The following is a 21,559-nucleotide window of genomic DNA, read 5'->3' on the forward strand; positions in this document are numbered from 1 at the left end:
TAGAAGATTGCAAATCTGCAAAAAATCCAAAAGAATACCGTTCCAAGCATCTGGCAGAATACCAACTCCACGATTCACTAAAAAAAGAGCTTCAGGATCTCGGTGTTACCAAAATCCCTAGCTCTGAAAAAATCCAGAAGCGGATTGAAAATCTTGAATCTGAACAAGCTGCTACCGTCCGGGAAAAACAGAAATTACAGAAAAAGCAGAAAACACTGGATATCATTCAGCAAAATTTCTCTGTGCTGCTCGATGCTCCTGAAATCAATTCAGACTTACTTCCGGCAAAACGGGAACCTGTTTCTGTCACAAGAGATAAATAAGATTGCACTGACAACTCAATTATTCTCTTCCAAATCTTCCCAAGGTTTCAGACCCATTTCCTCCCAGGTGACACCATACGGTGCACCTCCGGAGGTATAACCGGCAATAACGAAAAATCTGTCATCTTGCAAGATTTCTTCTTTAGCCAGATTATCTCTTGTTTCTTGTTTCCGTCTTGCTCGCCTCTGCTGCTTCTTTTGTTTCGCAACAGCTGCTTTTTCTTCCGGCGTTTTCTTATGTTTTTTTGCCATAAGTGTTTCTATTATAATTCCATTCTGAATGTCTCTCAGGATACGTTCTTCATAACTCTTTTCACGCTTTTCAACAATTTTATAAAATTCTTCATATTCCGTTTTAGGAGCAAGCGATTGAACTGCCGTAAACAAACTTTTGCATATATCATTCATTTCAGTAGCATCCGGCATTCGCTGATTCTCAAGATAAAACTTCAAGTGCATTTTGTATGTTTTATCTGCTATTGCACTCTTCTGTTTTTGTTTTAAGTCTTTATAGCTTCTGTCGTTCCTCTGCATCTACAATTCCTCATCTGCCTTCTTTCTCCCGTGCCATCAAAAGCATTTTTTCAAAAGACTGAGCGAATCTTTCATCATCTTCCTCCGTCCGCTTCTTCGGTCCCTTGACATGACATTTACGGGAACTTCTTCTGGCTTTTTTACTCAGGTGACGTTCCATTAGCATCTGATCAATATTATCATCCGTGTACCATTTACCTGATTGATGAATAGCATAAGCACCTTTTCCCAATGCCATTGCAGCCACACCATAGTCCTGTGATACGACAATATCTCCTTTATGGCAGATACTAATCAGTTTATAATCTACTGCATCTGCTCCTGCACCGACAACAACAACTTTACTATAAAAACTCTTTTCCGTGCTGCTGATAAAGCACAATCAAGTTATAGTCGTCAGACAGAGAGCCAGTCTTAATTCCGCATACATTTTCGTTGTAATATTCGGATGTCGGATCAAGGAAGGCGTTTGTATTCTGCCATATTTGTGTACTGCCATCAGGCAGTGTTGCCGTATAAGTGTTTTGAGATACAATTTCTCTAAACCACGAGTATTCCAACAACCGATATACTACTTCTTTCAAATCTAAAGTGGTGGTAAGTGCCTCCATATCAAAACCACTCGGATCATATAAAACTGTGTCTAAGTACCCCTGCTGTTGCAAATGCAGGTTTAAGTTCTCCATGAAAATCCTCACACGCTCTTGACAGCTTTCTGCTTGCGGCGAAAGTAATCCTCCACAATAATCAGCAACCACATAAGCTGCGTCATTCCCTGACGGTACTAACATTGCCGCAAATAGATTGTGTAAAAAGTATTCTTTTTCCTTGATTTGAGCAACAGACGAGCCAGGTTTCGTGAGTGAAATAGCACCATAGTCTGCAACAACGATACTATCAAGGTCTGCTAAAGTTGACGCATACTCAATAACAAACAGCTTGGCTAAACTTGCAGGAATTTGTGGCTCGTTCTCGTTTTTTGAAACAAATATTTCATCATCAGAACAATCCACCAAAATCAGCGATTTTGCATTATAAGAGTCAGGAAAATCTTCTTTGTAGAGAAAACCATTTATTTTATTCTTTACCTCTCTGAAATTTTCCGGCTGCATTGCCCACGGCACAAACATTATACCTATGCCGATACAAACTACAAGCAAAAACAAAAATACTCCAAATCGTTTTTTCTTACGGCGTTTTCTCTGCATATATGTGCTCACCTCCCAACACCAAAACTCCTATGTGCCATTTTTAATCGGCATAATTTGCCTGAATACACTCTGTAAATCCAGACGGATCTCCCAACTTAGCTTTATCAATATTATCACGAAGATATTTGCGTGTGGCGTCATCACAGCGATCTGTTCCCATATAAGGCATATCAAAGGCTTTTTCGAGTTCAGCTAAGGCTTTTGCCGCCCTTTCCGAATCCGTATTGTAAGTATCAAGCCATTCCTGCATCCAAGAATATTCCCAAAGGTTAGATGCTCTTGTATCGCCATATCCTATCTGAAAAGACGCTCCCGTATCTTCGCCTTCCAAAGCATCAGGCGGCGTAAAGCCCTCCGGCCAATTCAAACTCTCAATGGTCGTTAGGTATTCTTCTTCAATGGTAGCAAAGTCCGTGAAACCTCTTGTGTTTGTGTCGGAGTCCGAAGAAGTGGAGCAGCCTGCCAGCATAATCACCAGCAAAGAAATCATAACACACAATAACAGTCTGTACGGTCTTTCGGATTTTGAGATTGTTCGTTTCATTTTGTTTCCTCCTTGAATTGAGTTTTATTATCTAAGAGCCAATGCAGGCTCTAATTTTGCTGCTTTCAATGCTGGTAATAATCCGCCCAATAATGCTGTAAGCACAGACACAGCAACTGCAACAACAGCAACGCTGATTGGATAACTCGGTGTTCCCACCGGGGAATCCACAGGGAGCAACGCTCCAATACAATGCACCAAAATCAGCGAAATCAAAATAGCTGCAAAGCAAACGAATATTGATAAAATCAACTGTGAGCCTAAAACCAATGCCACAATATTTGTTCGTGAAGCACCTATCGCTCTGCGGATCAGCAACTCATGTGTGCGCTGTTCCAATGAAGATAGTCCGATATTGATCTGCCCTAATACGGAAACAAACAGCAACAAAAGCGAAGTAACCAAAAGCCCTAATTGCAGTATGGACAATACCGAATCATAGGTATCTCCAATATCACTCCGCCCAGCACTTTCCCAGTAACCGCCAATGGTATCAGTCAAAATGTCGCCAAGGGCAGAATGTATCTGTTCGATTGTCAGTCCTGTTGTGGGATGCCAATACACATTTGCATTTTGTACTTGCCACATTGCTGGTGCGAAATTGAGGATCGCCGCAGAATCCGCATAGATAGTCGGAAAATCCCTGCCATCGTTTACTACTCCGACAATATTGAATGGGGTTAACGAAAGTGTGCTTTTTACATTTCCTGCAGCATAGGGCGAATCATTAAAATAGTTTTTAGCTTCTTTGTTTATGACCACTTCAAGCGATCCGCCCTCACTCGAAGGCTCTAACCATCTACCGGATGTCATTGGAAGATTATAGACTTGACTATATGCCTCCGTGGTGCAAACTAAATCAAAAGCCATCAGGTTTTGGTAAACATCATTCGGCGGTATTGGCGTTAAATCTTTCATTGGTGCAAATCGAATATCTTCTCCCATAGAAAAAGTAACAGCGGCTACATCATCAATGGCTTCAAATCTCTGGAATAATTGTTCCATTTTATTTCTATCGTGAAAATCGGATTCCGTTATCACGAATGAGTAAGTAGGTGACCAGCCATATACCTGTGCGTTTACGGAAATCAAATACTCCCGTCCAAGCGTACCAACTAATACCGATCCAAGCATTGCGATAATGCCTACAAGCATTGAAACACTTGTCAGAATACTTCTAAGTGGAGACAGACGAAGGTCTTTAAGTATCATTTTTAGCACAAGTTATCCTCCCTCCATCCATTTCAAAAATCGTATCACAGGTATCTGCAATATCAGGATCGTGCGTAACCAACAGCAGCATAATTCCATTTTCTTTTACGACGCTGTGCAACAGTTCCATAATCTGCGTTCCCGTCTTTTTATCCAACGCTCCCGTAGGCTCATCACATAAAATGGCTTCCGGAGATACTGCAAGCGCCCTTGCGATTGCAACTCTTTGTTGTTCACCGCCGGACAAATTGATTGGGTAATCATTTTCCTTGCTTTCTAAGCCGACACTTTTTAGCAAGCCTGTAATTATCTCGTGACGCTGTTTGGCGGTAAACGACTTTTTGGCATAGAGTAGGGGTAATTCGATATTTTCCCATACCCGCAAGTGCTTAATCAGAGAGTAGTTCTGAAATACAAATCCGATATTATTGGCTCGCAGTATAGACAGATCACGGTCTTTCAAAGCAGAAATAGATATACCATCATAAAGGTACTCGCCCTCATATTCCCGATTTAACAAGCCAATAATGGATATAAGGCTTGTTTTGCCTGAGCCGGACTTTCCGACAATGGCATAACTGCGCCCTCGTTGCAATTCCATATTAGCGTTGGTTACTGTTGTCAGCATATCGCCATTATTCAATTTGACGCTTGCTTTCAAATCCTTTATTTTGATTAAAGTCTTTTCGGAAATTCCTTTCATTTTATCAAATCCCCCTCGGATCAAGGTTTGGCGGAGTAGCAGAAACTACATCGCCCTCCTCTAAGCCGGACAGTATTTCTATATTGGCTCCGTCTGTCACACCCAATGTCACTTTTGTTTCCACTCTTTCTCCATTCGGAGTAATTACAGTAACCAATCCCGTCCCTTGTCTACCCGCTATTACCGACAGCGGCAATATAAGGACATCATTTCTCGTTGTCGCCGTTATGACTACCGTTGCACTTTGCCCCGATTTCACATCGACTGTTTGACTGATCAAGCATTGCAGAATGCCCTCTTGCGGCACGATTCCCGTAAACGCATTTTCATCTGCGGCAGGCGACACCACGGCAATCATATCGGTTGGTCCTACACCATCATATACTTGAAATTTTGCTTTCAACTCTGCATACTCCGGTAAGGTACTCAAAAAATTATCTGCCTCTACATTGAGGGCAAATCCTGTATAATGCACTATCGCTACGGGATAATTACTCGGTACGCTTTCATTGGATGGGGCAATAGAGGTAATTGTACCATCCACCGGAGATTTCAATTCTTTGCCGTTCACAGTTCCAATAATTTGCCCGGCAGTGATTTTTTCTTCTAATTCTACCGCTGTATTAAATATGCCATTTTCGGGTGAGAAAATAATAAACGGTACTGCCGGAACAATAGTCGTTTGCGTTGAAACGGTTGGAGTAATTGTCCCTCGTACAACTGATACCGTTTTTTCTGCGGATGTTGCGCTATCTGTAAGATTGTTTTCGTCTGTCTGCCCAATTGCAGAGCAGGCAGATAGCGTAAATACAAGAAACAAAATAGAACATAGCAGCATTTGTTTTCTTAGCAACTTCATCATTCCTCCTTATGCTGTATCACAAAAAATACGAGCCTCTATCTTGATACTTTTATTGTACCAAAACAGAAGCCCGTATTTTCTTGATTGCTCGTAAGATATTCCTCTTTTTTTCTATGCAAATTCTTACAATTTTCCTACGCCAACGGCAAAGTAATTGAAAACTTGTTTTGATCCTCTTGGCTCTCTGCAACGATTGTACCATTGTGTAGTTCAACAATCTGCTTTGCAATCGCCAAACCTAATCCAGCTCCTCCACTGCTTGTACTTCTCGCTGCGTCAAGCCGATAAAACTGCTCGAAAATCCTGTTTAACTTTTCTTCCGGCAGAGTATCGCCGTGGTTACAAAAAATAATGCTGACCGTATCTTCCTGACATTGTGCGCTGATCGTGATATCCGTATTTTCAAAACTGTAGATAACCGCATTTCTCAAAAGGTTATCAAAAACACGCTGAATTTTGTCTGCGTCACATCGAAGCATTATATCATCATCAACACAAAGATTACATTGCAAATTCTTTGATTTGAGCATAGGCTTAAATTCATATACAAGTTGCTCCAGCAGGCGAGTTAAATTGATTTTCGTGTATTGTAATGTAATATCGTATATATTGAATCGTGTTATCTCGAAAAACTCGTTAATCAGATCCTCTAACCGTTCTGCCTTACCAAGAGTGATTGAAAGGTACTTTTCTCGAAGTTCCTTTGAGATTTGCGACTCATCACGCAGTAAAGTAAGATACCCGATTACAGAAGAAAGCGGTGTTTTCAAATCGTGTGCAAGATACATAATCAGGTCATTTTTTCGCTGCTCATTTTCTTTTGCAAGCCTTGCATTACTTTCAGCCTCTTGTTTTAACTGATTGATGTTAGCGGCGATTTCACTCAACTCCGGGGACATTTCAATGTAACTGACATTCTGATCGAACATTTTTCCTGTCGCAGCCTGTACCTCGTACACATAGGCGACTACTTTTTTCAAAAGTAGGTATGTCATGTATATAATACAGCCACCCCACACGATTACAGCCACTATATAAAGATATACTGTTCTGTAATACAAGTAATAATACAAAACATACTTGCGGAGAATTTCCTCTGCCATAATTCCTAAAAGAAAAGTACCGCCAAAAATAAGCACAGAGCAAATCGCACATTGAATTACATACCCTTTGAACAAGGTAGAGAGCAGATAGTTTTTTTCTTTTTTATTCAATTTCATACCCTACCCCCCAAACAGTTTTAATGAACTTCGGATTTTTTGAAGGTTCATTCAATTTTTCCCGAAGCCGCCCAATGTGCGCCATTACCGTATTGTTACTGTTGCGAAGATACTTTTCTTTCCACACGGCTTCAAATAATTCCTCCGAGGCGACAACTTTACCCTGATGTTCGCACAGATACCACAGAATAGAAAACTCCAACGGAGTCAAGGCTATTTCTTTGCCATACAAGTAGCACTTGTGGCTGACTCTGTTTATCAGTAGACCTCTGATGTCATACTCGTCTTTTTCTTCGGATTGGCTCAAATTAGGACTGTTATAGCTCTGATAACGCCTTAATTGCGTCTTTACTCTTGCCACAACCTCTAAAGGATTAAACGGTTTCGTTATATAATCATCCGCACCAATCGTAAGCCCCATAATCTTGTCGCTATCCTCAATTTTGGCGGTAAGCATAATAATAGGGAAGTAAAACTTTTCCCGAATTTTTTGGCAAAGTCGAAAACCATCAATATCCGGCAGCATAATATCAAGTATCGCTAAATCAATCTGCGACTGTTTGATACATTTCATCGCCTCTAACCCATTATAACATTTATATACTGAATAACCATCGTTACTCAAATACACTTCAAGCAGATCAACGATTTCTTTTTCGTCATCCACAATTAAAATCTTCTTGTTCATTGATCCTACACCTCATTTTCGGGTACGGCTTCCATTATGTCGCCAAAATCACACTCTAAGTATTCGCATATATTCAACAGCACGGGAAGGGTAACATTTTCATTTTTTCCGAGTTTCGCAAATGTACTTTTGCTTGCCCCGACCGCTTCTCGTAATTGACTCTTTTTCATTCCCTTGTCAATCAGAAGTTTCCAAAGTTTGTTGTACCGTACTTTCATTTCCGCACCTCCACCCAAATATAGTTTGTATTATAGCACTTTGAGAGTGAAATCGCAATTATTAAGTCTGTATTTTGAGACTTTTAGTTTTCAAACCGGCACAATATCTTTCTGATATGTAATCCAACCGCCTGCAAAATGCAGGCGGCTTGTGTATTTTAATAGGCAGGTGCGCCGTAGCCAAGAATCTCGTAATAACCGATAGAATACTCATTGACTCGGCAACTGTCGCCGGAGTTGCCCTCGACCGTATAAACCTTGCCGTTTTCGACCTTTTGAACAATACCCGTATGGTCGGATAATCCATCCTGACCACTTTCGTCTGCCCAATCGAAGAAAATAATCATTCCGGGGGCAGGCTCGGCGCTGCCATCCAGCCATTGTCCACGATCCTTAAACCATTGTACTCCGTTGACACAGCCTGCATATTTTGGGATAACTCCAGCGTCGATATAGCCGCACTCGTTGGCACACCAAGATACAAAGCAAGCACACCATTCTACACGGGAGTTAAAACCGTACCACGACCAATACGGCTGACCGCCCACATTGCCAACCAGAGAGAGTGCAACGGTCACGATCTGTCCGTCGCCGCCTGTAATGCCGTAAAGCACCTGTGACCAAAGGTAATTGTTTTCATCTGCAAGCAGTTCAGCGAGGTAGCCTTTCTGTTCTTCGTTAAAACCATATTGCGCCGCCATTTCCTCGGCAGTCTTGTGGCTGACGGTAATATACAGATAGGTTTGTGTGACCGTGCTTTCAGTTTCCACGATATTACCGTGTCCGTCATCGGTTTCGGTAATAACTGTTTCGGTCTTGCTCTCTGTTCGGGAAGATATTTGATTCATCTCCCAAAAGATGTCTTTTAAGAGTTGCTTTTTGCCATCGTCCATTGTGGCAACCTCTTGGGGGTTATCTTGATCCGTATTCGTTTTTACAGAGTAAACGGCAAGCACCTCTTTCCAAACGGCTCTGCTGCCACTCATTTCAAGAACATCATAGGATACCGAGTTCTTTTCCTCTTGCAGCTTGGTATCGTATTCGGTATTGATTTCCTGCACAACGGTCTGCATACTCATTCCAGTGCCGGAATCTTCGTCTGAGAAGAAAATGCCAAATACTGAGCCGAGGATCATACCAATCAGGCAAATCACGATAATAACCAAAACCGCCACCCAGCCGCCTGCGGCGATAGCGGCAATCAAGGCTTTCGTTCCGGCAATAATCGCTTTAATGGCAAGTGCGGTCGCTTTGGCAATCGCCTTTACCGTAACCACGGCGGCTTTTGCCGCAGCCCTTGCCGCTTGTGCTGCTCTCTGTGCAGTTTTAACCGTAATGATTGAATCCACCTAAAAATCCTGGATTGCTATGCCCCCGCTTATGCCCCTTGTCATCATAATGGTTTAAACCGCCAAAGAATCCTGGTCGACTCTCACCTACTTTATGCCCGTTATTGTCATAATGATTCATACCACCAAAAAAGGAAGGCGAACTATGTCCGATTTTCTTTCCATTTGCATCATAGTCGTTCATACCACCAAAGAATCCTGGTCTGCTCTCGCCTACTTTTTTCCGTTTGCATCATAATGGTTTATGGATCCAAAGAATCCTGGTCTGCTATATCCTTTTTTACTCATAATGTCATCCTCCTGACTCTATTAGCCTCTTGTTTGATCTCAGAATAGCACACTTTTCTCATTTGGAAGTCGCATAACAGGCGACATTCTTTTATCGCATTTACATTCATTATACCATTTATAATTCTTCCGACAATACGCAATAAAGCCGGAAGCCACGTTATCATCCATGACCTCCGACTCGTTCTGCTTATTCTACACTGTCCTTACACCCAAATCAACTCCTCTCTCCGTTTTATCTTTTCCCTGCTTTTCTTGAATAATCCTCTTATTGATCTCAAGCCGTTCATGAATGGATAATTTCTTATCTTTTCCATCTACCGCCTGCTTCTGCTGTGCCGGTTTTCTATCTGTTTTTCCTACATCCTTAACAACTTCATTCGCTTCGGTACTTGTTACCCTCTCATCTGCTCTTCCTTCATATCTTTCTGCTATCTGCTGTTCTCGTCTCTCCTTCACACCTTTTTCCTCCAGATTGCAAAAACTCTGCAGATACGGAAGCACATGATTCTGCATGTCTGTCAGATCTTCCATATACTTTTGGAACTCTTCACTTCCTTTGCCTTTCTGGTAATTGATCCAATACTCATCTGTAAGCTTCATTTCATTATCATACTTCAACTGACTCACAATACCGCCATGTCCATTTCCAATATCCATTGACTTCTTAAAATGATGCAGCATCTGTTCACCTTTTTCCGCATAATATACAGTCACATATATCTTTGCAATTTTTGTAGGTTCCTCTGTCTTCGGATCACGTTTTGCATACCATTCTTTATCCATTTCTGCTGTTTTTGCATCCAGCTCAGACAGCTTCTGACATCTTGGATTCATGAGATCACTTTCTTCACAATAGTTTACATACACCATTGGTTCCATATCCTTTGGAAGTTCAGGTTCATAGGCTTTCAGTCTTTCAATCAATACTCCTGCACGAACAGACAGATCGCATTCTTCGTCTACAATATCCTTCAGATATGAAATATAGGAATGAATATTTCCACTTCTCAAATCCAGCATTACTTCCTGCACCGTATTTTCTCCCCTCTCCACATTATCTCGATACTCATACGGATCAAAAGCTTCTGCAATCTCATCCAGTGCCTCTGCCAGCTGTTCTGTGGTCATTTTCTCAGGATACATTGCTTCTCGAACATCCCTCATCGGTACATACTTGTAGTCCGGCAATGCTTCATGAATTTTCTCGATCCCTTCCCGTACCAGTGCAAGTTCTCCATAAAATCGAACATCATCCATCAGATTTCCGAATACGGTATTCCCTTTAACGATCGCAAATTCGGCTTCATCATAGTAACTGTCTTCCGGATCACGATAAATAATTCCCATTGAGCATCCCAGATACGCAGTTTTAGGATTCTCCCTATATTTTTCATAGACCGCAGCAATCTGATTAACATCGGTACTTTTTTCATAAGCTCCCATATCATGGAACTCATCACATTCTGTGGCGAAATATTCCAGATAAGGCTCTTTCTTCGGTGGCATATTATTAAGGACGTTATCAATCATGTTATAATTCGCCTCTTCCAGTTCCTCCACCTTTGCCAAAGGCTTATATTCGCCCTGGCTTTTCTGAATCTCTGCCATTACAACTTCATCCATTTCTTCTACTTTTTCCATCAACTGATCATAATCTCCACGGATGCGTTCTCCAGTCCAGCCTTCGTCTTCCAGAAGTTCCTCTGCCGCTTCTTCAATAGAAATTTGATCATTTTCATAGACGCCACCATCCATCAGACGAAAATCTTCATCGTAAAACGAATAATCATATCCTTCTTCTGTTCTCTGAATAGCAAAGTAACGTTCTCCTACCTCATATGCCAGTTCACTAAGAACCTGTTCTTCCAGATTCAGGAAAGAATCCAGCTGTTCAAAACTGATACTGTCTACAAAATGAGCGGTTACTTTTTCCCCGTCATTCAGAACTATGATATCACTGACAGACAGGGAATGCCCACGGAAATCTTCCGGTCTATCAATGTTGAACCTTTCAAAAATATCATCCAGTGACATATTTCCCGATAATTCCCCAACATAGACCAGCTTATAATCTTCTTTTTTTATCTGCATACCATGACTTTCAATAAAGCGCATATTCATAAATGCATAGTTTTCGCCCGGTGAATCGTCCTTGATCTGATAAATACCAAAGGTTCGCCTTGTTCCTAACAACAGGTTTGCCTCTTTCAAAGACTGAATCTGCGGATATTTCTGCATTTCCCATTCCAGGTTACGGAAACGCTCCAGTTCTGTCATAGACATCTGATAATGCTCCGGTCCTCGTTCAATTTCCATGCGTTCCGTGACATACATTGGTGATGAAAAATTAGTGATCAGATAGATATCTGCTCCGGCATCGTATAATTTCAGTGCTTCTTCCTGCTCAATGACACTCATAGGCTCCTGAAATGCTCCAAAATCTTCATCGGCATAATCCAGGTCATTCTCCTCTATCCGTTCCCACATCTGCGATTCCATGCCAAACAGACCTTCATGCGCCTGTATCATTTCTTTACTTGCATACTCTCCCTTGCTGCCATCGCTGCCCAGGCAATAAATCTTAGAACCCATTCTGTGATAATCCAAAGCTGCTTCTTTTCTAAGCGGCACCATGTCTTCTGCTGTATATCCATAATCACGTAATTCCAGCTTACCTATGGTTGGATCTGGTAGATCCTGAATATCCATTCTTGCATCATCCAGTAGATCCTCTACCCCTTCTTCATCTGCCTGGATCACTGCATCTGCTAGATTTCTTACCAGAGTCCTAACTTTCTCTTCCTCACCGATCAGATTCGCATATTCAAAAAGCTGTTCTTTTACATCTGTTGGAAATTCTATGCCTCTACGCTCTGCCTGACTGATCTGTCCCTGCGTGTATTCCTGCATTTTCTGTGTTTCTCTACCCGTTATCCTGTTTCTTGCCATATAAATTCCTCCTGTGTTCTAAAAAATGGCATAACCGACAGAACCTTCTTCTACCAAATTATGCCATCTTTCCTCTTTATTCCAGACCGAAGTCCCGTTTTCTGGTTTCCTTGCCAGTTTCACTTTCCCGCTGACTCTTTTCCTTATAAATCTGCAGTTTCTCATGGATAGAACCTCGTGCCGGTCTTTCTTCTTTCTCTTTTGATTCCGACTGCTCTGTTTCTGTATCTTCCCGTTCATCCATATTGAGAAGTGCATTTAACTCTGACAGTCGCTCCAGTTTTTGGTTCAGTTCCTCTTCTTTTGGAAATGGCTTCCCGACTTCCTCTTTGGCGTTTGTCATCTGCTCCTGTACCGTTTCCAGCCGTTGTTCTGCTTCTGCCAGTTTCTCCGGATAACTTTCTAAAAGATTATTGATACGAGTGATATTTCCTAGAGCATCGGCTCCCAATCGAACTTTAGCTACCGATTCATGCTTTACAGACAGGATAAACTCTTTGCTCCAACTGTCGAATTGGATTCTCATGTTAAATCCCTGATAGCTTCCAATATCCATAGCTGCATCCACAGACTTAATTTCTTTGCAGACCGCCAGAAGAGCCGCTCCTGCCTCTTTCTTTTCTGTGAACACTTTGCCACTGATTTCCATAGAAAACTGCTCTGGATCTGTGATTTTGTACTCAGAAAAATGAGCGATGTCTGCCTTGTAGCTGTCAATGATCTCTGTCAGTTTTGCAATCTGTTGTGGAAAATTCCTTGCAATATCATCTTCCAGTCGATACTGGTTATTCATGTGGTTGGCTTTTAAAAGTTTTAATTTTGCCACATCAACATCCAATGCCATCTTCTCTTTTACTGCCGGATTTCCGGTTGCAAGAGCTTTGACCTCTGCATAGGAAAGTGCCGCTTCGTCTACATCTTCACAGCTTCGCACAGGTGCTTTGCTGGTCATAATCTGAGAAATGAATTTCTGCTTGTTCTCAATCAACTGCCACATGTAGCTGTCAAATGTGGATTCAGTTACATACCGGAAGATATGAACCTTTTTATTATGGTTTCCCTGACGGATAATACGTCCTTCCCTCTGTTCCAAGTCAGATGGTTTCCAGCCAATATCCAGATGATGCAACGCAATCAGACGATCCTGCACATTGGTTCCTGCACCCATCTTTGCTGTAGAACCAATCAAAAAACGAACCTGTCCGGATTTCACTTTTCCAAACAGCTCCGTCTTCTTTGCTTCTGTATTTGCATCATGAATAAAAGCAATCTCTTTTTCCGGCACTCCTTTTTCCATCAGTTTCCGTTTCAGGTCGTCGTAGACATTAAAACTGCCATCGCCTTTCGGTGTACTCAAATCACAGAAAATCAATTGTGCTGATTTCTGTGCTGCTGTGTCTTTCCAGATTTCATAGCTTTTCTCTGCACAGACTGATATCTTGCTTTCCGGATTGTCTGGCAATAATTCGTTCACTAAACGCTGATCCAATGCTAACTTTCTTCCATCATTGGTGATTTTCAGCATATTATCAACCGCGGCATCTACTCCGCCATTTCTGACAACTTCCGCACGTTCTCCAAGGCTTTCTACGATTTCTTTCTGCTGTTCCGTTGGTTTCAGCACCACTGTTTCATATTCTGCTTCCGGCACAGGAAGCTTTAACTGATCGGAAGTCTTGATATCTGCAATCTCCTTGAACATATTCATCAGTTCCGGGATATTATAAAACCGTGCAAATCTGGACTTTGCACGATATCCTGTTCCTTCGGGAGCAAGTTCGATGCTCGTGACAACTTCTCCAAAAGTGGAAGCCCAGGAATCAAACAGTCCAAGTCCCATATTTTGTAATTTACTGTTCTGCAGATATCGCTGCATAACATATAATTCCGTCATACTATTGCTGATTGGTGTGCCCGTGGCAAAAGTAATGCCTTTTCCTCCAGTAATCTCATCCAGATACTGACATTTATTGAACATATCTGCCGACTTCTGTGCTTCGTTCTGTGCAATCCCGGCTACATTCCTCATTTTTGTATAGAGAAACGCATTTTTATAGCTGTGTGCTTCATCTACATACAAGTGATCTACTCCCAGTTCTTCAAACGTAACTACCTGATCTTTTTTTTCTTTCTGATTCAGCTTTTCCAGCCTTGTCTGCAGTGTCTTTCTGGTTTTTTCAATCTGTTTGACGGTATAACGTCCGCCATCCTGTTCATACCTTGCACTCTGAATCGCCATTTCCAGATCATCAATCTGCTTCCGCAGCATAGCTTCCTGCCTCTCATCAGAGATTGGTATACGCTCAAACTGGGAATGACCAATAATAATAGCATCGTAATTTCCCATAGCGATTCTGGCACAGAACTTTTTCCGGTTCGCCGGTTCAAAATCTTTCTTGGTTGCTACCAGGATATTGGCTCCCGGATATAACTGCAGGAATTCTGCTCCCCACTGCTCTGTCAGATGATTCGGCACGACAAATAAATTCTTCTGTGATAATCCCAGACGTTTGCTCTCCATTGCAGCCGCTACCATCTCGTAAGTCTTCCCAGCTCCTACTACATGAGCCAGAAGCACATTCTCTCCGTAAAGCTGATGTGCAACAGCATTTTTCTGATGCGGGCGAAGCTCTATTTCCGGATTCATTCCTGGGAAAGTCAAATGACTGCCATCATATTCACGGGGACGGATACTGTTAAATCGTTCATTGTAAACTTTTACCAGTCTTTCACGCCTCTGCTGATCTTTAAAAATCCAATCCTTAAATGCTGCTTTCATGGCATCCTGCTTCTGTGATGCCAGCATGGTTTCTTTCTTATTGAGGACACGGATTTCATCACCATTCTCATTGACACTCTTATCATAAATGCGGACATCTTTCAGGTTCAGGGTATCTTCCAGAATCTTATAGGCATTTGCTTTCTCAGTTCCATACGTTGCATAGGCAAACGCATTCCTTGGACTATCTGCATTTTTTCCAGTAATACGCCATTCACCATTGACCTCAGAGTATTTTACCTGTATTTCCTTCTGTGCAAGATACCACGGGGTATGAAGCAGTTCCACCATAAAAGCCTGATAATCCGAAGGCTCAATCCATGTAGCTCCAACACGCACCTCAATCTCAGACGCTTCCAGATTTCTCGGCTGAACTGCCTCTAATGCACGGACATTCGGTGTAAATTCCGGACGATTCTCTGCAAAGGTTCTCGCAGTATTTAATTTATCCCTGACATTTCCGGACAGATATTCATCTCCGCTTTCCCACTGGTCTGTCAGTGGATTCTTAAAGATAACTCCAACCAGTTCTTCTGTGATTTTCTCTTCGGTCTTTCCAGTCAGCTTTGCCATATAAGGAAGGTCTACCTTTGCCCTTTCGTTAAGAGACAATGCAAGTGCTTCTGTGGCTGTCTCAACGCTTGTCACAGCGACCGCCTTTTTAATGGTTCGCTTAGTAAACATGTCCGCTTTTCGTTTCAGCGTTCCATCTTCATTCAAGTCTTCCAGTGAACACAGCAGACAATAAGAAGAGTCATCAGAAAATGCACGTTTGTTAGCATTACTTCCAATGACTCCATACTTTGCTGTGTAGGTATCATATACCTGATTCAGTTTCTCCTGCTGTTTCTGGATTTCTTCGTCTGCTACAAATTCCTCCATCTGCATGGCGATCAATTCACGAACAGTATCACGGATTGCAACCATGCCTTTCACACGTTCTGCAGTGGCGGCAGGCATTTTCACCTGATTCATCAAAGAGTTGACACGGTAATATACCTGATCATCTACCACCGTATAGCTGTAATTTCTGACATTCGGATCTGCCGGAATACTCTCTGGCATCTCATCCAGTTCTGTTTCCACATCTACTGCCGATACCATGCTTCCATGAATGTTCTTGACCGCTTCTGCAAGCTGGAGTTCAAGGTCAGCACCTTCTATCGGCATACAGGTTGTTTCCATACCATATGGACCCGATACTTCTTTCATCTCACCCAGAATCATTTCAGGATGGTCTGCAAAATACTGGTTGACTGTAATTCCATTGGTATCACTTCCAAGATTCACCCACTCCGGCATCTCTTTTGTCATGCTGTCACGCTTCTGGAAAAACAAAATATCAGCACTGACTTCTGTTCCTGCATTTGCCTTAAAAGCTGTGTTGGGCAGTCGGATTGCTCCCAACAGATCTGCCCTCTCTGCCAGATATTTTCGAACTTCTGGTGATGCCTTGTCCATAGTTCCCTTTGTTGTGATCAGAGCAGCCACACCACCTGGACGTAACTGATCTATCGTTTTGGCAAGAAAGTAATCATGAATCATGAAATTGAAGCGATCATACTGACGGTCATTGACCTTGTATGCACCAAATGGCACATTTCCGATTGTCACGTCAAAGAAATCATTGGGATAATCTGTCTTCTCAAAACCTTTGATCTGAATATTGGCATCAGGATAGAGCAGCTTTGCAATTCTGCCGCTGATGCTGTCCAATTCCACACCATAAAGTTTGGACTGGTTTAGATTCTCCGGAAGCATTCCAAAAAAGTTCCCGACTCCCATAGATGGCTCCAGGATATTTCCCTTTGTAAATCCCAGATTCTCCAACACCTGATACATACTGTCAATCACAATCGGCTGTGTATAATGAGCATTTAAGGTGGAAGCTCTGGCTGCCGCATATTCCTCTGGTGTAAGAACCGTCTTTAATTCCAGATATTCTGTCTCCCATGCAGCTTTTGTTTCATCAAATGCATCTGCAAGACCTCCCCAGCCAACGTATCGGGATAAGATTTCCTGTTCCTCTGGTGTCGCATTACGGTTCTCATCCTCACATTTCTTTAACAGCTGGATAGCCATGATATTGGCACGGAACTTTTCTTTTGCTGTCCCCTGCCCAAGCTCATCATCTGTGATGCGGAAGTTCGTTGCTGGAATCGGTTCTGATATTCCGTTAATCTCTTCCAAAGATTCTTTTTCTTCCGATACCTCAACTTCTCCAGATAATTCTTTTTCTTTTTTATCATAATCTGTCCACACACGATTAGAAATAGCAGTGAAATACGAGGACTCTTCCTCCATTATTTCTTCCCTGATTTCCCGTAATTTATCTAGGGTATCCGCATTTACTGTTTTGTTGTGATAATGATAATAAAGTACTTCTTGTCCAAGTTTTACATCCAGACGTTCCAATTCTTGTGTTGACATTCGATTCCAAATATCATCTTTTTCCGTATGAATCGTGAAACCTTCTCCATCATCATGATATTCTAATGTGTATTGAAGTTGATTCTCTTCTCCCTTAACTTTGCAATCAAAATCATGAATTGTTGTTCTGGTACCAGACATATATTCTGAATCAACTAATTGCAAATCAGTTATATCTTCAGCGGTTAAAGTATCCTGCTCCTGTTGTTCTCCTAACATCTGCTGTGCTTCTTCCAAGTCTGCCAGTTTTTGTGCTTCCTGTCGCTCTTCGTACTTTTCCATTTCCTCCGATGACAAATAATCATCTGTGCGGATTAACTGGCGGACACGTTCTGCAACCTTATTCCACTTTAATAGAACTTCTACTTCTGGATTGCCAATTTTTCCTTTTGCAAGTTTTAATCCTTTTGCATCATGTGATGCGTCGGAAGCACCTGCTCCTGGTATTCCGGGTGAAGAACCACCTGTTCCATATTCATTTTTCAGGAACTCAGCTGCATCTTTCATATCATAATGTTCCATGAAATATTCGTAAATCCGGTTACGTCCTCCGGCAGTAATGCCACCTCTTCTTAACACTGCATCAATTTCATCCTGTGTGATAAAGGAAAGCCCTAGACGTTCTACTTTAAATTGTTGATCCACCCAGGAGAAATCTCTCTGAAGGTCACGAAAACGCTGAGAATATACTGGATTGTGCTGAATTTCCCAACGATGATAATTACTCGGATTTTCATTCATATCCGCTTGTAACCATTCAAACTGCTGATAGATTTCTTTTTTTCCTTCTGGATCTGTCCAAGCGTTCCGAATGGTATCCTGCCAATCCGTATAAGACCGGTATTCTTCCGTATTTCTATTTGTATCTCGGAAATGAAGTGCCAGAAGATCTGTCATTTCTTTCTGTTCCTGCTCGATAGCATTATTGGAGATAAGATTATCAACGTAATTTCCCTCCTCATACATATCCCGGATCCTGTCAGCAGCTTCTTCCCACGTAACGATACGGTCAAAGTTTCTTCTTGCAGAGTCACCTCGCCGGATACGGATACCATCGTTGTCGTACCAGATACTGATTTTCTGATTATCTATGGTAAATCCTTTTCCTCCGGTGCCATATTCATCTTTCAGGAAGCTTTGCATTTCTTCATTGTCCAGACCTTCGATCAATCTTGCAGTAATATGAAACAGTGTATTTTTCTGCCCACTACCTGTGCGAAGGATATGATCGACTACTTCATCGGAAATAAGAAAAGCGGCCGGCTGTTCTAATGCAGCTGCCGCTTTCCTTATTTCTCCAAACTGTTCCTCTTCTGTTGGGAACAGGCTTAACTGTAAATAATCTCCTGGATCACCAGTTCCTCTGCCTGTGCTTTGATCTGGTTCATGTGTCTGGTCCATGCCATTGTGTCTGCCATCTTGTCTGGTGCCGGATCTTTCTCTAGAAGTTCGTTCATCAGGTTGTCTACTCTCTGTCTTGCCTGACTGTCGATCTCCATCAGATGACTGTCCAGACGGTTCTGCAGTGTCAGAATGTTGAACCTGGCTACCTTGTAATTTCTCAGATACTCTTTCCTCATCATTCCGTACTTCCCGATTGTTCCTCTTGTCTCTTCCAGGCTGATATCTGGAATCTGATACTCTCCGTTCTGGCTGTAAGTGATCTCTCTCATGCTCTGTTTCCTCCTTATTTTTTTCTCTATCTTCTGTGTTCTTTGTTTCACTTTCACGAATTAACGTGTTAAATTTATTATAAGCTACTTTCTTTTCTTTTGCAACCGTTTTCAGATCTTTTTCCAGATCATCCAATACATATCGTCCAATCTGCATCAATACCGGTCTGCTGATCTCATTCACAGAACTTCCAAGATGTCCCATAACCTTTAACTGGTTAAAATCCGTAATATGCCGAAAATCCTCTGCATCCAGATATTCCTGTACATCCAGTCCACATCGGTTCAGTAATACATACCAGACACTGTTTGTCATCAATTCCCGGAACTCCACTTTCTGATTCTGCTCGTCCAAATCTTCCAGAAAAGTACCTGATACATCCATTTGCAATTCATCGAAAGCATCCGGTAGCCAGGCCTGCACACTTTCTTCTGCCGCCTGGTGAAGAACCTCTGGCAAGCCTCCCTCTGTTGTTTCCAGTGCAAGCTGTTCCTGCAGATAATCTGCCACCAGTTGTTCTCCTTCCGGATTAAGGTTCCATAACTGTGGATCTCTGCCAAGATTTTTTACCTTATAAGTATCCTGCACATCAAAAACATATCGTAACTTCGTTTTTGGTCCGGATGTGTTATCTATCAGGGCAATTCCTTTGGAACCCTTTTTAATCCATCGGTACATCTTCTGGTTCCAGATTTCCATGGAAGCCACCGCTGTTGCTCCCGGACGCTGTGCATAGATCAAGAGCTGTTCCGGAAAAGTGTACCGGTACAGCCTGGATGCAGTATTTAGAAAACGTATCCACTCCTGCGGATTAGCGGAAACGTCCTTTGCCACTTCCTCCGTCAGCTGCTCCATTGCATATAATTTATTTGCCATCTGTTACTCCCTTTCTTCTTCCCACTTTTCTTCTACAACATCGGCAATCCGTTCCATTGCCCTTGTCACGGAAGGAAAGCTACTGCTATTATTTGCTTTTCCAATCTGATCAACAAGAAATTCCGGCATATCTGCAAGTGCTCCGGCAATCATAGCCTTTACCCTGATATCCTCCAGCATAAGAAGTTCTTTCACACCAAACTCTTCGCCAAATACATCCTGATATCTCCGTAAATCATCCAAAAGATATTCCGGTTTTAAATCTCTATCAATTTCCCTCCTTTTGTCTTCACCATATAAACACCAATCCATATTCTTTTCTCCTCCAACTTCAAAAAATTGGGGACTGCTCTGCACAGTCCCCATAAGCCATCGTTTTCTTTTCACTTTATAATGCTGTAGCAAGATCTCTCGCCTTACTCTTTGGGATTGTATCCGTCCCTTTTGCCTTGATTTCTGCCTTAGCTTTCTCCAATCTTCCATGGATTCCACCTTTTACTTCCGCTTTTTCGGCTACTTTTTCTTTCTCCAGACGTGCTTCCCTGCGCTCAGCATTTTCCAATACTGCGGTCTTTTTGTCACAGAACTGAACCTTATCAGAAAGCTGTTCCTGTCTTTCCACTTGTGTCTCATTGACTTCCTGTACCATCGCATTTAATTCTGGAACCTGTAAAATACCGTTATCCGGGAGAATCAGCACTTCATGAACGGAAGATGGGATGACAAAGTAATCACTTCCCAGGCATTCCCCAATCTGTTTTCGAATATCTTCCTGCAGTAACAGGGAAGCTCCATTCATCTTAGATTCATTGGTAAGGCAGAACATTGGATTCTCCACAGTTTCCATATCCAGTTTTTCATTCAAAAGATTCTTCGGTGTTCCTCCAAAAATCATAGATTCGATAATCTGTGTCATATCCACCAGTTGCACGCCTCTGTTCTTATCTGCCATCATCGCATCTGCCTGAATCTGTTCGACAGATACTCCCCATTCGTTCATCAGAGAAACAGTTACTGGAATACTGCTGATTCCCTCTCCATTTTCCTCCAGATTTACTGCATAATAAGCTGCAAAATCTCCGTGTTCTGTGACTACTTTGTCTGCCAAACGATCGGTATTCCATTCTTTGTCACAAATTCTCATCTGTAATTTGTCCTTCATCTTTTCATAATCAAGAATATCCGGAACTCCCATATCAAAAAATTCTGCTTTACCCTGTGCTTCAATACGCATATCAGCTACATCCCCAACACAAGAATCTACATCTTTCCCATTGATATATTCCTGGTAGAGGGAATCCAGATAGACTGTCGGTACGATTCTCTGATTCCCATTTGGAATTGTAATGCCAGTAAGCTTCAGTCCATTGTTTTTTTCTACTTCCTGAAGTTTAATTTCTGCGTCCCTGTAAGACTCTGGCAGATACTCCTTTACATTGTCTTTGACATATTCATAAAATTCTTTTCTGTTCATCATACGCTTTTACCCCTTTCTGATCATGTGATGGTTCATTCTTTTTCTGTTGACCATCTGCTCAGCTTTCTTCTGATAAGCCATCATTCTCTTTACTGTTTTCTCCTGGTTTTTTCGTGCTTCCTGTCTTTTTTCCATTGCTTTCATCATAGTTTTCTGTTCCTTTCTGTGATTTTTTGTATGAAAAAGGGAGCCTCACATAGAGGCTCCCAATCATAACCG

The 21,559-nt window shown here is 42.0% G+C and carries 17 protein-coding genes; all 17 read right to left on the minus strand.

The window, feature by feature from the left end; genetic code table 11:
* Positions 1-338: 338 nt before the first annotated feature.
* A complete protein-coding gene (locus DXA57_RS17395; RefSeq protein ID WP_012744275.1) occupies positions 339-857 on the minus strand; it encodes a hypothetical protein in 519 nt (172 codons plus the stop codon).
* Between the two features lie 10 nt (positions 858-867).
* Positions 868-1,239, minus strand: coding sequence for a DUF188 domain-containing protein (locus tag DXA57_RS00835; protein ID WP_117764028.1), 372 nt, complete (start codon positions 1,237-1,239; stop codon positions 868-870).
* Positions 1,202-2,065: a peptidase S11 gene (locus DXA57_RS00840; protein WP_243005669.1), complete on the minus strand. Its 864-nt coding sequence runs from the start codon at positions 2,063-2,065 to the stop codon at positions 1,202-1,204. The genes DXA57_RS00835 and DXA57_RS00840 overlap by 38 nt, the downstream gene beginning before the upstream one ends.
* Positions 2,066-2,108: 43 nt before the next feature.
* Positions 2,109-2,612 carry a hypothetical protein gene (locus DXA57_RS00845; RefSeq protein WP_015514509.1) on the minus strand — a complete coding sequence of 168 codons (504 nt, stop codon included), beginning with the start codon at positions 2,610-2,612 and terminating at the stop codon, positions 2,109-2,111.
* Between the two features lie 27 nt (positions 2,613-2,639).
* Positions 2,640-3,824 (minus strand): ABC transporter permease, encoded by a 1,185-nt coding sequence (locus DXA57_RS00850; RefSeq protein ID WP_117456454.1) that lies wholly within the window; start codon positions 3,822-3,824, stop codon positions 2,640-2,642.
* Positions 3,814-4,527: an ABC transporter ATP-binding protein gene (locus DXA57_RS00855; RefSeq protein WP_004853372.1), complete on the minus strand. Its 714-nt coding sequence runs from the start codon at positions 4,525-4,527 to the stop codon at positions 3,814-3,816. Before DXA57_RS00855 ends, DXA57_RS00850 begins: the two co-directional genes overlap by 11 nt.
* Positions 4,528-4,531: 4 nt before the next feature.
* On the minus strand, positions 4,532-5,389 hold the full coding sequence (locus DXA57_RS00860; protein WP_117449615.1) for a hypothetical protein: 858 nt from the start codon (positions 5,387-5,389) through the stop codon (positions 4,532-4,534).
* A gap of 134 nt (positions 5,390-5,523) precedes the next feature.
* Positions 5,524-6,609, minus strand: a complete 1,086-nt coding sequence (locus DXA57_RS00865) for a sensor histidine kinase (protein ID WP_008703821.1) — start codon at positions 6,607-6,609, stop codon at positions 5,524-5,526.
* The gene (vanR, locus tag DXA57_RS00870; RefSeq protein ID WP_004853366.1) at positions 6,596-7,297 is read right to left on the minus strand and encodes a VanR-ABDEGLN family response regulator transcription factor; all 702 of its coding nucleotides are present in this window, start codon (positions 7,295-7,297) and stop codon (positions 6,596-6,598) included. The genes DXA57_RS00865 and vanR overlap by 14 nt, the downstream gene beginning before the upstream one ends.
* A gap of 5 nt (positions 7,298-7,302) precedes the next feature.
* Entirely contained in the window at positions 7,303-7,515 is a 213-nt protein-coding gene (locus DXA57_RS00875; protein ID WP_008703822.1) for a helix-turn-helix domain-containing protein, read from the minus strand.
* Between the two features lie 158 nt (positions 7,516-7,673).
* On the minus strand, positions 7,674-8,864 hold the full coding sequence (locus DXA57_RS00880; RefSeq protein WP_008703824.1) for a CHAP domain-containing protein: 1,191 nt from the start codon (positions 8,862-8,864) through the stop codon (positions 7,674-7,676).
* The gene (locus DXA57_RS00885; RefSeq protein ID WP_012744284.1) at positions 8,842-9,048 is read right to left on the minus strand and encodes a hypothetical protein; all 207 of its coding nucleotides are present in this window, start codon (positions 9,046-9,048) and stop codon (positions 8,842-8,844) included. The genes DXA57_RS00880 and DXA57_RS00885 overlap by 23 nt, the downstream gene beginning before the upstream one ends.
* A gap of 299 nt (positions 9,049-9,347) precedes the next feature.
* A complete protein-coding gene (locus DXA57_RS00890) occupies positions 9,348-12,104 on the minus strand; it encodes a YodL domain-containing protein (RefSeq protein WP_117764029.1) in 2,757 nt (918 codons plus the stop codon).
* A 76-nt stretch (positions 12,105-12,180) separates the two neighbouring features.
* Positions 12,181-19,863 (minus strand): DEAD/DEAH box helicase family protein, encoded by a 7,683-nt coding sequence (locus DXA57_RS00895; RefSeq protein ID WP_117764030.1) that lies wholly within the window; start codon positions 19,861-19,863, stop codon positions 12,181-12,183.
* Between the two features lie 3 nt (positions 19,864-19,866).
* The gene (locus DXA57_RS00900) at positions 19,867-20,175 is read right to left on the minus strand and encodes a hypothetical protein (RefSeq protein WP_023922639.1); all 309 of its coding nucleotides are present in this window, start codon (positions 20,173-20,175) and stop codon (positions 19,867-19,869) included.
* Positions 20,176-20,251: 76 nt separating this feature from the next.
* Positions 20,252-21,340 carry a DUF5688 family protein gene (locus tag DXA57_RS00905; protein WP_012744288.1) on the minus strand — a complete coding sequence of 363 codons (1,089 nt, stop codon included), beginning with the start codon at positions 21,338-21,340 and terminating at the stop codon, positions 20,252-20,254.
* A 6-nt stretch (positions 21,341-21,346) separates the two neighbouring features.
* A complete protein-coding gene (locus DXA57_RS17270; RefSeq protein WP_012744289.1) occupies positions 21,347-21,487 on the minus strand; it encodes a hypothetical protein in 141 nt (46 codons plus the stop codon).
* Between the last annotated feature and the right edge of the window lie 72 nt (positions 21,488-21,559).

This window comes from Blautia sp. OF03-15BH (assembly GCF_003463065.1).
Classification (GTDB): Bacteria; Bacillota; Clostridia; order Lachnospirales; family Lachnospiraceae; genus Limivivens.